The organism is Streptomyces sp. NPDC026673 (assembly GCF_040638135.1).
Lineage (GTDB): Bacteria > Actinomycetota > Actinomycetes > Streptomycetales > Streptomycetaceae > Actinacidiphila.
Genome location: NZ_JBEZXR010000006.1, coordinates 1 through 12442, shown reverse-complemented (window position 1 = coordinate 12442; position 12442 = coordinate 1). Strand labels below are relative to the sequence as shown.

The 12442-nt window shown below is 73.1% G+C and carries 9 protein-coding genes, 1 pseudogene and 1 riboswitch; of the genes and pseudogenes, 4 read left to right on the top strand and 6 right to left on the bottom strand.

Annotated features, from left to right (window positions below; genetic code table 11):
* The first annotated feature begins 53 nt into the window (after positions 1-53).
* The 4 genes from AB0F62_RS06945 to AB0F62_RS06930 all read left to right on the top strand — a co-directional run bounded on the left by AB0F62_RS06945 (position 54) and on the right by AB0F62_RS06930 (position 5091).
* Entirely contained in the window at positions 54-1385 is a 1332-nt protein-coding gene (locus AB0F62_RS06945) for an ABC transporter substrate-binding protein (RefSeq protein WP_361792988.1), read from the top strand.
* A gap of 9 nt (positions 1386-1394) precedes the next feature.
* The gene (locus tag AB0F62_RS06940; protein ID WP_361792986.1) at positions 1395-2747 is read left to right on the top strand and encodes an ABC transporter permease subunit; all 1353 of its coding nucleotides are present in this window, start codon (positions 1395-1397) and stop codon (positions 2745-2747) included.
* Positions 2744-3667, top strand: coding sequence for a carbohydrate ABC transporter permease (locus tag AB0F62_RS06935; RefSeq protein WP_361792984.1), 924 nt, complete (start codon positions 2744-2746; stop codon positions 3665-3667). The genes AB0F62_RS06940 and AB0F62_RS06935 overlap by 4 nt, the downstream gene beginning before the upstream one ends.
* A 101-nt stretch (positions 3668-3768) precedes the next feature.
* The gene (locus AB0F62_RS06930) at positions 3769-5091 is read left to right on the top strand and encodes an alpha-L-fucosidase (protein WP_361793434.1); all 1323 of its coding nucleotides are present in this window, start codon (positions 3769-3771) and stop codon (positions 5089-5091) included.
* A gap of 228 nt (positions 5092-5319) precedes the next feature.
* Here the strand turns inward: AB0F62_RS06930 and AB0F62_RS06925 are convergent, their stop codons facing one another.
* The 6 genes and pseudogenes from AB0F62_RS06925 to AB0F62_RS06900 form a co-directional block, all read right to left on the bottom strand.
* Positions 5320-6300, bottom strand: a complete 981-nt coding sequence (locus AB0F62_RS06925; RefSeq protein ID WP_361793431.1) for a hydroxyacid dehydrogenase — start codon at positions 6298-6300, stop codon at positions 5320-5322.
* Between the two features lie 278 nt (positions 6301-6578).
* Positions 6579-7661, bottom strand: coding sequence for an adenosine deaminase (locus AB0F62_RS06920; RefSeq protein ID WP_361792982.1), 1083 nt, complete (start codon positions 7659-7661; stop codon positions 6579-6581).
* Entirely contained in the window at positions 7658-8086 is a 429-nt protein-coding gene (locus AB0F62_RS06915) for a VOC family protein (RefSeq protein ID WP_361792980.1), read from the bottom strand. Before AB0F62_RS06915 ends, AB0F62_RS06920 begins: the two co-directional genes overlap by 4 nt.
* 124 nt (positions 8087-8210) lie before the next feature.
* A complete protein-coding gene (locus AB0F62_RS06910) occupies positions 8211-8636 on the bottom strand; it encodes an acyl-CoA thioesterase (protein WP_361792978.1) in 426 nt (141 codons plus the stop codon).
* A 59-nt stretch (positions 8637-8695) separates the two neighbouring features.
* On the bottom strand, positions 8696-10984 hold the full coding sequence (metE, locus tag AB0F62_RS06905) for a 5-methyltetrahydropteroyltriglutamate--homocysteine S-methyltransferase (protein WP_361792976.1): 2289 nt from the start codon (positions 10982-10984) through the stop codon (positions 8696-8698).
* 123 nt (positions 10985-11107) lie between these two features.
* Positions 11108-11290: riboswitch (cobalamin riboswitch) on the bottom strand.
* Positions 11291-12242: 952 nt separating this feature from the next.
* A pseudogene (locus AB0F62_RS06900) lies at positions 12243-12442 on the bottom strand (PepSY domain-containing protein); the annotation flags it as partial.

Sequence of the window (12442 nt, the reverse complement as noted above, 5' to 3'; positions counted from 1 at the left end):
GTTCACGCACGACCGTTCACGCACCACCCCACCGAGGAAGGGACACGACCCCGATGAAGCGCACCCTCGTCGCGGCCACCGCCATATGCGGTCTGGCCCTCGCGACCACCGCCTGCGGCGGTGACGCCAAGGACTCCTCCGACTCCGGCCCGTCGACCGGCGGCCAGAAGCTCAAGGGCCAGACGGTGACGGTCGCGGCCGTCTGGACCGGCGTCGAGCAGGAGAACTTCCAGAAGGTCCTGGACGGCTTCACCGCCAAGACCGGGGCGAAGGTCGCCTACGTCTCCACCGGCGACAACTTCGCGACCGTCCTGGGCAGCAAGATCGAGGGCGGCGACTCGCCCGACGTCGCGATGGTGCCGCAGCCCGGCGTGCTCAAGGAGTTCGCGGGCAAGGGCTGGCTCCAGCCGCTGTCCCCGGCCGTGAAGGGCGCGGCGGAGCAGAACTACGCCAAGATCTGGCAGACCTTCGGCACCGTCGACGGCACCTACTACGGCCTGTACTTCAAGACGTCCGACAAGTCGACGGTCTGGTACAGCCCGCAGGCGCTGGACACCGCCGGTGTGCAGCCGCCGAAGACCTTCCAGGAGATGCTGGACGCGGCGCGCGCGGTCTCCGACTCGGGCCTGCCCGCCTTCGCCATCGGCGGTTCGGACGGCTGGACGCTCACCGACTGGTTCGAGAACGTCTACCTCTCCCAGGCCGGCCCGGAGAACTACGACAAGCTGACCCGGCACGAGATCCCCTGGAGCGACCCCACCGTCGTCAAGGCGCTCACCACCCTGGCCAAGCTGTTCGGGGAGGACGACCTGATCGCCGGCGGCCGCAAGGGCGCCCTGGGCACCAGCTTCCCCGACTCCGTGGCCCACGTCTTCGGCAAGACCCCCAAGGCCGGCATGGTCTACGAGGGCGACTTCGTCGGCGGTGTCATCTCGGGTGACCTGGGCGGCAAGGTCGGCGAGGACGCCAAGTTCTTCCCCTTCCCCTCCGTCGACGGCGGCCCCGCCCCGGTGGTCGGCGGCGGCGAGGCCGCGGTGGCGCTGAAGTCCGGCAAGAACGCCAAGGCCGCCATGGAGCTGATCGCCTACATGGCCACCCCCGAGGCCGCGGAGATCTGGGCGAAGTCGGGTGGCTTCCTGTCCCCCAACACCAAGCTGGACCCGGCCTCCTACGCGGACGACACCCTGCGCACCGCCGCCAAGTCCCTGGTCGACGCCGGCGACACCGTGCGCTTCGACATGTCCGACCAGACGCCGCCCGCCTTCGGCGGCACGCCCGGCAAGGGCGAGTGGAAGATCCTCCAGGACTTCCTGCGCGACCCGTCGGACCCCAAGGCCACCGCGGCGAAGCTCGAGGCCGCGGCCGCCAAGGCGTACAAGGGCTGAGGCCGGGTCATGTCCGCCCTCACCCGCAAGGTGCCGTCCGCTCCGGCGGGCGGCACCGCCCCGGCCGCCGTCCGGCGGCGTTCGCGCCGGGCCCGGATCACGGCGATCGCCTTCGCGCTCCCGGCGCTCGTCCTGCTCGGCGCCCTCGTCGGCTATCCCATCCTCTACTCGATCGGCCGCAGCCTGTTCGACGCGAGCGGCGACCGCTTCGTGGGCCTGGACAACTACCAGGAGATGTTCACCGACCCGTCCTCGCTGAAGGCCGTGCGCAACACGGCGATCTGGGTCGTGGCCGCGCCGGCGGTGCTCACCGGCGTCGGCCTGATCCTCGCCGTGCTCACCGAGAAGATCCGCTGGGCCACCGCCTTCAAGCTGCTGATCTTCATGCCGATGGCGGTCTCCTTCCTCGCCGCGGGCATCACCTTCCGCCTGGTGTACGACCAGGACCCGCAGCGCGGCGTCATGAACGCGGTCGCCGTCGCCGTCCACGACACCTTCAGCGACTCCTCCGCCTACCCCGGCGCCCGGCCGCGCGGCACGGACGTGATGAAGGAGTCCGGCGACGGCGGCTACCAGGCGGTCGCGCAGGTCGAGCCGGGCAAGGACGTCACGCTGGGCCTCGTCGGCCTGCCGCCCGCGTCCCTGCCGAAGCAGGCCCGTCCGGCGGCACCCGCGCAGGTCTCCGACGGCACGGTCACCGGCGTGGTCTACCTGGACTTCGTCCCGGGCGGCGGGGGCACACCCGGCGCCGTGGACCCCAAGGAGCGCGGACTGCCGGGCATGGCGGTCGAGTTGACCAAGGGCGACAAGGTCGTCGCCACCACGACCACGGGTGACGACGGTTCCTTCCGCTTCCCGGACGCCGGGGACGGGCCCTACGGCGTCCGGCTGCCCGGGAAGAACTTCGCGGAACCCTACGCGGGCATCGACTGGCTCGGTCCGACACTGGTCACGCCGGCGATCATCGGCGCCTACCTGTGGATCTGGACCGGTTTCTCGATGGTGCTGATCGGCGCCGGGCTCTCCTCGCTGCCGCGCGAGACGCTGGAGGCCGCCCGGATGGACGGCGCGAGCGAGTGGCAGATCTTCCGCAGGATCACCGTGCCGCTGCTCGCGCCCGTGCTGGGCGTGGTCTTCGTGACGCTGGTGATCAACGTGATGAAGGTCTTCGACCTCGTCTACATCATCGCTCCGGGCCCGGTGCTGGAGGACGCGAACGTCCTGGCGCTGCAGATGTGGCTGGCCTCCTTCGGCGGCGGCAACAACCAGGGCCTGGGCAGCGCGATCGGCGTCGTCCTGCTGCTGCTGGTGCTGCCCGCGATGGCCCTCAACATCCGACGCTTCCGCAGGAGCAACCGATGACCGTGCAGACCGCCGCTCCGCACCCCGCCCCGTCCACCCCGCCCGGGAGGCCGTCCGGCGGGCCCGGCCGCCCCTCCGCGGCGAGCCGGCTGGTCGCGGCGCTGCGCGGCGGTCTGGTCCAGGCCCTGCTGACGATCATCGCGCTGATCTGGCTCACCCCGACGGCGGGACTGTTCTTCGCCTCGCTGCGGAGCGCCGACGACAACGCCGGCTCCGGCTGGTGGACGACGCTGCTCCACCCCGGCACGCTGACCTTCGACAACTACACGGCCATCCTCGGCGACGGCGGGCTCACCGGGGCGTTCTGGAACACCGTGCTGATCTCGGTGCCCGCCACGGCGGCCGTGGTGGTTCTCGCCGCGCTGGCCGGATACGCCTTCGCCTGGCTGGAGTTCCCCGGGCGGGACTGGGTCTTCCTGGTGGTCGTCGGCATGCTCGTGGTGCCCGTGCAGATCGGGCTGCTGCCGGTCGCCCGGCTGTTCCGGGAGGTGGGGCTGTTCGGCACGACCGCGGGCGTGGTCCTCTTCCACGTGGCGTACGGGCTGCCGTTCGCGATCTTCCTGCTGCGCAACTACTTCGCCGAGATCCCCCGCGAGATGCTGGAGGCCGCCCGCATGGACGGCGGGACGGAGTGGACGATCTTCCGCAAGCTGGTGCTGCCGGTGGGCCGTCCGGCGATCGCGAGCCTGGCCATCTTCCAGTTCCTGTGGGTGTGGAACGACATGCTCGTCGCGCTGATCTTCGCCGACAGCGGCTCGCTGCCGCTCACGGTCGCCCTGCAGTCGCAGATGCGGCAGTTCGGCGCCAACATCGACGTGCTGGCGCCGGGCGCCTTCCTGTCGCTGATCGTTCCGCTGGTGGTCTTCTTCGCCTTCCAGCGGCACTTCGTGCAGGGGGTCATGGCCGGCTCCGTGAAGTAGGGGCCGCGGGAGAGCGAACGCGGCGATACATCGGAGGTATTTCTTGTCAGTCACCCCGCTTCCCCTTAGGGTCGGGGCGGAAGACAGGACTCCTCCGACGTATCGCCGCACCCGTTCATCGAACACCCCCGCACCCCGAGGAAGCGTCAGCAATGCCCCTGCAGCCGTGGTTCGCCGACGCCAAGCTCGGCATCTTCGTCCACTACGGGATCTACGCGGTCGACGGCGTCCCCGAGTCCTGGGCCTTCTACCACGGCGAGGTCCCCCACGAGCGCTACATGCGCCAGCTCGACGGTTTCACCGCCGCGCACTACGACCCGGGCGCCTGGGCCCGGCTCTTCTCCCGCGCGGGCGCCCGGTACGCCGTGCTCACCGCCCGGCACCACGACGGCGTCGCCCTGTGGGACACCGCGCAGGGCGACCTGTCGGTCGTCCGGCGCGCCCCGGCCGGACGCGACCTGATCGCCCCGTACGCCGAGGCGCTGCGCGAACAGGGCCTCAAGGTCGGCCTGTACTACTCCCACTCGGACTGGAACCACCCGGACTACGCCAGCGTCGTCCACCCCGACCCGCCGATGGAGGACGTGGCGACGAACCGCTTCGTCGTCCCGGCCGACGGCAAGGAGGACCCGGCCGCCTGGAAGCGGTACCTCGCCTACCGCGACGCCCAGGTCGGGGAGCTGGTCGACCGCTTCCGCCCCGATCTGTTGTGGTTCGACGGCGAGTGGGAGCGCAGCGAGGAGCAGTGGGGCCTGGACGCGCTGGCCGCGCGGATCCTCGCCGGGAACCCTGAGACGGTCCTCAACGCGCGCATGCTGAGCCACGGCGACTACGCCACCCCCGAGCAGGGCATCCCCGTCGAGCCCCCGGCCGGACCGTGGGAGCTGTGCCTGACCGTGAACGACTCCTGGGGCTTCCAGCACGCCGACCACCGGCACAAGTCGGTGCGCCAGCTGGTCCGCTACTTCGCCGAGACGATCGGCGCGGGCGGCAATCTGCTGCTGGACGTCGGCCCCCGCGAGGACGGCACCATCACCCCGGAGCAGACCGCGCGCCTGGAAGGGCTCGGCGACTGGATCCGCGGCCACGCCGACGCCGTGTACGGCACCGTCGCCGGCCTGCCGGCCGGGCACCACTACGGCCCCAGCACCCTGTCCGCCGACCGCCGCACCCTGTACCTGGTGTGCTTCGACGCCCCGCGCGAGACCATCGCGGTACGGGGGCTGCGCAACCGGATCCGCCGTGTCTCGGTGGTCGGCACGGGCGCCGAGCTGGACCACCAGGTGGTCGGCGGGCTCCACGAGGTCCCCGGGGTCACCTGGATCGACGCACCGGCCCTGGGCGGGCTGGACCCGTATGCCACCGTGCTCGCCCTCGAACTCGACGGCGAAATCGACCTCTACCGCGGCACCGGCCGTACCTGAGGGGCTCCGGTCCCGTCTCGCACCCCGTGCGGAAGCCCGTGACGCGGCGCAGGGCCGCGCCGGCGTCGACGGGCGTGTTCCCGGACCCGCCGGCCGCCCGTCAGGTCCTCGGCGAGGTCGAGGTGGTCGAGGTCGACCGAGCGCTGAAGCGCGGGAAGAGGCCGAATCCCGCCTCCTGCCACGCGATCCGGGCGGGGGTGGGCCCGGGCACGGCCGTGCGGCCCTCTCTCAGGCGGAGCGTCCGAGGGTGTCGGGGTGGACGGCGTGGGCGAACGGCACACCGTGGGCGAGGCGTTCGATCTCCTCGATCGCGGTGTCGGCGAGCCGGGTCAGCTCGTTGCCGAGCGATCCGGCGACGTGCGGCGTCAGCAGGACGTTCGGCAACTCGTAGAGCGGCGAGTCGGCGGGCAGGGGCTCGGGGTCGGTGACGTCGAGGACGGCGTGCAGCCGGCCGGAGACCAGTTCCCGGGTGAGCGCGGCGGTGTCGACCAGCGAGCCGCGCGAGGTGTTGATCAGCGTGGCCCCGTCCCTGAGCAGCGCGAGCCGCCGGGAGTCGAAGAGGTGCCGGGTCTCCGGCAGTTCGGGGGCGTGCACGGTGACGACGTCGCTGAGCCGGCACAGCCGGTCCAGCTCCACCGGTTCCACGCCGAGCGCGACCGCCTCCCCGGGGTCGAGGTAGGGGTCGTGGACGAGCAGGCGCAGGTCGAAGGGGCGCAGCAGCTCGACGACCCGGCGCCCGATGCGGGAGGCACCCACGACGCCGACGGTGCGGCGGTAGTTGCCGACGTCGGGTGACACGGCGGTCGGCGGCACCCGGTGGCGGGCCTCCCGGTAGGCCCGCGCCGAGGCCAGGACGCGCTTGTTGGAGAAGAGGACGGCCGCGACGGTGTACTCGGCCACCGGAAGGGCGTTGGCCGCGGCCGCGGAGGAGACCGGGATGCCGCGCTGCCAGACGGCGTCGGTGATGTGGTGCTTGACCGATCCTGCGGCGTGGACGACCCCGCGCAGCCCGGGCATGCGGGCCAGCGCCGCCGCGTCCAGGGGTGGGCAGCCCCAGCCGGTGAGGAGCACTTCGGCCTCGGCGAGCGGCTCCGCCACGGCGGGGTCGCCGAAGTCCACGACGAGCAGGGCCGGATCGACGCGGGCGACACGGGAGAGGCGTTCGAGCGCCGCGGCGGTGAGGACGGTCTCGCGGGCCTCGGCGCCCATGGCGAGGACGGTACGAGGACGGCGGTGCGCACGGGTCACGTGGCGGATCCCCCCTGGGGCTGCCTGCGGACGGGCGGGTGATCGCCATCATTCGCACGGGGCCCGGCGGCGTCAAGAGCGACCCGGACGCCGGCGCACCGGGCGGACGGAGCGGATGGAACGCTCCCGCCGCGCTCCGCGGACATCCGGAACAGGCGGCCCCAAGAGGTCGATGACGGGACGCACGCGCAACGGCGGTGCCGGACCGGGGCCCGGCCCGGTACCGCCGTCGTCGTCGGTCAGCGTCCCGCGGCGAGCACCGTCTCGTAGCCCGGCAGGACGACGTCGCTGATGAGCGCGTTCCGCTCGTCGAAGGGGATGAAGGCGCTCTTGAGCGCGTTGACGGTCACCTCGCGCAGGTCCTCGACCGTCCAGCCCGCCTCGGTGACGAGGAGTTCCATCTCGCGGGTCAGGGTCGTCGCCGAGACCAGCCGGTTGTCGGTGTTGAGGGTGACGCGGAAGCCGAGGTCGCGCAGGAGGGTGATGGGGTGCTCCGCGATGGAGGTGGCGGCGCCCGTCTGGAGGTTGGAGGTCGGGCAGACCTCCAGCGCGATGCGGCGGTCGCGTATCCAGCCCGCGAGGCGGCCGAGCTTGCCGTCCACGATGTCCTCGGCGAGCCGGACGCCGTGGCCGATCCGGAGCGCGCCGCAGACCTGTACCGCCTGGTGGATGCTGGGCAGGCCGTGTGCCTCGCCCGCGTGGATGGTGAAGGGCACGTTCTCGCGGCGCAGGTACTCGAAGGCGGCGAGGTGGTCGGCGGGCGGGAAGCCGTCCTCGGCGCCGGCGATGTCAAAGCCGACGACGCCCGCGTCGCGGTAGGCGACGGCGAGGCCGGCGACCTCACGGCTGCGGTCGGTCATGCGCATCGCGCACAGCAGCGTCCCCACGCGGACCGGCGTGCCCGCGGCGGCGGCCTTCGCCATGCCGGCGGCCAGGCCCTCCTGGACGGTCTCGACGACCTCGGCCAGGGTCAGGCCCCGGTGCACCAGCAGTTCGGGCGCGTAGCGCACCTCGCCGTAGACGACACCGTCGGCGGCGAGGTCCAGCACGTACTCCTCGGCGACGCGCAGCAGGCCCTCGCGGGTGCCCATCACGGCGATGGTGTGCTCGAAGGTGGCGATGTAGCGGACCAGGTCGCCGGAGTTGGCGGCGGCGTAGTACCAGGCGGCCAGCTCGCCGGGGTCGGTGGCGGGCAGGGGGTGGCCGATCTCCGCGGCGAGTTCGACCAGGGTGGCCGGGCGCAGGCCGCCGTCCAGGTGGTCGTGGAGGACGGCCTTCGGCAGCCGGCGGATCAGGTCGGTGTCGGGCGTGGTCGTGGTCACGCGGTGTGCTCCTGGTCGGTGGTGGCGGTGGGACCGGCGGGCTGGAGGAGGTCCCAGCGGTTCCCGTACGGGTCCTGGAAGACGACGACCGAGCCGTACGCCTCGTGGCGGGGCTCCTCCAGGAAGGTCACCCCCGCGGCGCGCATGCGCGCGTAGTCCCCCGCGAAGTCCTCGGTGTGCAGGAAGAAGCCGACCCGCCCCCCGGTCTGGTCACCGACCCGGGACAGCTCCGCGTCGTTCTTGGCGCGGGCGAGCACCAGACCGCTGCCCGCGGCGTCGCCGCCGGGCGGCCGCACGACGACCCACCGGCCGCCGCCGGGGCGCGGCTCGTCCTCGACGAGCTCGAAGCCGAGGGGGCCGGTGTAGAAGGCGATGGCCTCGTCGTGGTCGCGGACGACGAGGGTGACCAGGGCGATACGGGACATGCGCGAACGTTATACGTAACACCACGACCCGGGCAAGGCGCCCCCTCCCGGGAGGGAAGGGGCGCCGTGTCCGGGGCGGGCCGGTCGGGCAGCGGCGGCCGGCGCCGCCCGCCCGGCCCTCGGATCAGCCCGCCTCGGCCTGCCGCGCGCGCAGGGCACGCCGCCGCAGCGCCCGGGCCTGCCGCCGCTCGTCGTCGGCCGACGCCGGCCTGAGCTCCGCCACCGGCCGCGGCCGTCCGTCGGCGCCCGTGGCCACGAAGACCAGGTGCGCCGTCACGACGTCGGCCGCCGGGCCGGGGGTGTCCCAGCGTTCGGCCGTGACCCGGACGCCGACGTCCATGGAGGTGCGGCCGGCGTGCTCGACGACGGCGTGCACGGTGAGCAGGTCACCGGCGTGGGCGGCACGCAGGAAGGTCATGTCCTGCACCGATACGGTGACCGCGGGACCCGACGCGTGGCGGGCCGCGGCCGCCGCGGCCGCGTCGTCGACGAGCTTCATCACGACACCGCCGTGGACGGTCCCGTACAGGTTGGTGTCGTGCTCGCTCATGATGTGGGCGAGCGTGACCGCCGAGTCGGCGGGCGTCCGGTGCCGGGGGGCCACCGCAGTCACCCCCGCACCCGGCGGGCCGCGGCGACGAGGTTCTCCAGCGCCTCGCGGACCTCGCCCGGGGCGCGGGTCTTCAGACCGCAGTCGGGGTTGACCCACAGCCGCTCGGCGGGCAGGGCCCGCAGCGCCCGGTCGAGGAGGTCGGAGATCTCCCATTCCGAGGGAACCCGCGGCGAGTGGATGTCGTACACCCCGGGGCCCGCCTCGCGGGGATAGCCCGCCGCGGCGAGCTCACCGGCGATCTCCATGTGCGAGCGGGCCGCCTCCAGGCTGATGACGTCGGCGTCGAGGGCCTCGATGGCCGGCAGGATCTCCCCGAACTCCGCGTAGCACATGTGGGTGTGCACCTGGGTGTCCGCGCGGACCCCGGAGGTGGCGAGGCGGAAGGCCTCGGTGGCCCACGCCAGGTAGGCGGGGCGGGCGGCGGCCCGCAGCGGCAGGCTCTCGCGCAGGGCGGGTTCGTCGACCTGGACGATCGCGGTCCCCGCCGCCTCCAGGTCCGCGACCTCGTCGCGCAGGGCCAGGGCGACCTGGCGGGCGGTGTCGGCGAGCGGCTGGTCGTCGCGGACGAAGGACCAGGCCAGCATCGTGACCGGGCCGGTGAGCATGCCCTTGACCGGCTTGCCGGTGAGGGACTGGGCGTAGGAGGTCCAGCGCAGCGTCATCGGCGCGGGCCGGGACACGTCACCGACAAGGACGGGAGGCTTGACGTAACGGCTCCCGTAGGACTGCACCCAGCCGTGCCGGGTGACGAGGAATCCGTTCAGCCGCTCGGCGAAGTACTGCACCATGTCGTTGCGTTCGGGTTCGCCGTGGACGAGGACGTCCAGGCCGGCCTTCTCCTGGAAGGCGACGACCTCGCGGATCTCGGCGGCGATCCGCTCCTCGTACTCCTCCGCCGTCAGCGTCCCCGCGCGCAGGGCGGCGCGGGCGGCGCGCAGGTCGGAGGTCTGCGGGAACGAGCCGATGGTCGTCGTCGGCAGCGGCGGCAGGGCGAGCCTGTTCCGCTGCGCCGCGGCCCGCTCGGCGTACGCCTGCGGCCGGCGGGCGTGCTCCGGCCCGGTGGCCGCGCAGCGGGCCCGTACGGCGGGGTCGTGGGTGACGGCGGAGGCGGCGCGGGAGGCGCGGGCGGCCCGGCTCGCCGCGAGGTGCGGGGCGACGGCCTCACGCCCCTCGGACAGGGCCCGGGCCAGGGTGACGGTCTCGTCCAGCTTCTGCCGGGCGAACGCGAGCCAGCGGCTGACCTGCAGGTCGAGGGTGCGTTCCAGCGTGAGGTCGAGGGGCACGTGGAGAAGGGAGCACGAGGGCGCCACGTCGAGGTGGTCGGTGAGGCCGAGCAGGGTGGCCAGGGTGGCGAGCGAGGCCTCCAGGTCGTCTGCCCAGACGTTGCGGCCGTCGACGACCCCGGCGATCAGTCGCTTGCCGGGCAGGCCGCCGAGGGCGGCGAGCGCTTCGAGGTTCACGGCGGCGGGGCCGGTGAAGTCCAGGGCCAGTCCCTCGACGGGGGACTGCGCCAGAACGGGCAGCGCCTCCCCGAGGGCGTCGAAGTAGGTGGCGACCAGCAGCTTCGGCCGGTCCTCGGCTGCGGTGAGCTCGCGGTAGGCGCGGGCGGTGGCGTCGAGCACGGCGCGCGGCTGGTCCTGGACCAGTGCGGGCTCGTCCAGCTGCACCCATTCCACGCCCACGGCCCGCAGGTCGGCCAGGAGGGAGGCGTACACCGGCAGCAGCCGGTCCAGCAGTGCCAGCGGCGTGAAGCCCGGGCCTGCGCCGGGTGCGGGCTTGGACAGCAGCAGGAAGCTGACCGGGCCCAGCAGCACCGGACGGGCGGTCAGTCCCTCGAGCCGGGCCTCGGCGTACTCGGCGAGCTGCTTGCGGGAGTCGGGGGTGAAGACGGTGCCGGGGCCCACCTCGGGCACCAGGTAGTGGTAGTTGGTGTCGAACCACTTGGTCATCTCCAGCGGCGCCAGCTCGGCCGTGCCGCGCGCGGCGGCGAAGTAGGCGTCCAGCTCCGTCACTCCGCCGGCGCGGTAGCGCGCGGGGACCGCGCCGACCGCCCAGGCGGTGTCCAGGACGTGGTCGTAGAGGGAGAAGCCGCCGGTCGGGATCTCGGTGATGCCCGCCGTGCGCATCTGGCGCCGGGCGCCGGCCCGGACGGACGCGGCGGTCGCGATCAGGTCGTCCGCCGCGACGCGGCCCGCCCAGTAGCCCTCGAGGGCCCGCTTGAGCTCCCGATCGGGCCCCTGGCGCGGATAGCCGTGGAGGGTCGCACCGATGTGGGTGAGTGCCATGGAACTCTCCTTCGCGAGTTCGCAAGGACCCCGGCACGGGAGATGCGTACGGCACGCGAAGGCCGCCGCCGACCCGCCCACGAGGTCCCGGTGGAACCGCGCCCCGCCGCGGGGCACGGGCAGTGGCAGGTCTTCGGACTCACGGGCACGTCTGACGTGCAGACACCTATTGGCCGTCGCTTCCCGGACGCGTGCGCGCCCAGTGCGTATGACGGCGGTCGTTCCCGCTCACCGCTGCGGGGCAGTCCCGGATTCCCACCGGGTTCCCTCTTGCGACGCATCCCGCCTGGCGGACGGGGCGAACCAGCTGCACGCGCCAGCCTACGGGGTGCGCCGCCCGGGGACAGGGAGATCCACATGCCGGACCGCCCTGAACGCACTCGGGCGGCACGGTGCGGGGCGGGTGGGTGAGAGTGCGGGTGGGTGGTGCGGCTGTCCCGCCGTCTCGCTCCCTTCGGTCGCAGAGCGGCCGGCTGCGGAGGGGAGGGTGGCGGTCTGGGACTTCGCTGCGGTGTGCGGGTGAGTGCGTGGCGGGGGTTCAGGCGCCGGAGCGGGTCGCGTTTCCGGTGGCGCGGGTCTCATGGCCGTCCGCGGGTATAGATGACCGCTTCCACGCCATCGGTGGGTGGTGGGCGCGCCCGCCGTGACCGGCGTCTGCGACTGATTCGGGGTGCTGGCGGGGCGTGGGAGATCGGGCTCGCTTTCACCGACATATATGGCGGAAGAGAGCCCGTTCTCTGGGCCGGGAGAGATCGGGCTCGCTTTCGCCGAACATGTCGGCGGAACAGAGCCCGATCTTTGGGCCGGGGGACATCGGGCCCGCTTTCGCCGACTATTTCGGTGAAACAGAGCCCGATCTCGGCAGACCACCCGCCGGGCCCGTCGCCTGTCGGGGAATTACCCGCAGACGCCGGTTACGGCGGGCGCGCCATCCACGAAGGGTGGGCGTGGCAACCAGCCATCTCTACCCGCGGACGGCAACGAGACAGACACCCCCGGAAAGGGACCCCGCTCCGGCGCCTGAACCCCCGCCACGCACCCACCCGCACACCGCCGCGAAAACCCGGCACCCTCCCTCCCCGTCCGCAGCCGGCGTCTTTGCGACCGAAGGGAGCGAGATGAACCCGCACCCACCCACCCGACGACTCGCCACTCTCAGCCACATCGTGCGGCGCGCTGGATGTATTGCCCGGTGAAATGGCCCCGGGCCGGGAGGTGTTCTCCCGGCCCGGGCCTTCGGCTGCGGTGTCGCGGTCGGTCAGCCGGCACGCATGCGCCGGACGAGCCCGACGGCGACGTCCAGGAGCAGGAAGCCGAGGAGGGTGATGCCCAGGATGGGCAGTGCCCAGCCCAGGGCGGCGACGGCGGGGATGCCGAGGATGAGGGCCGGTCGTGGCAGGCGGCGCCATGTGCCGCGTGCGGGGGCCTTGCCCATCGGTGCGGTGCGGCCGTCGCGGG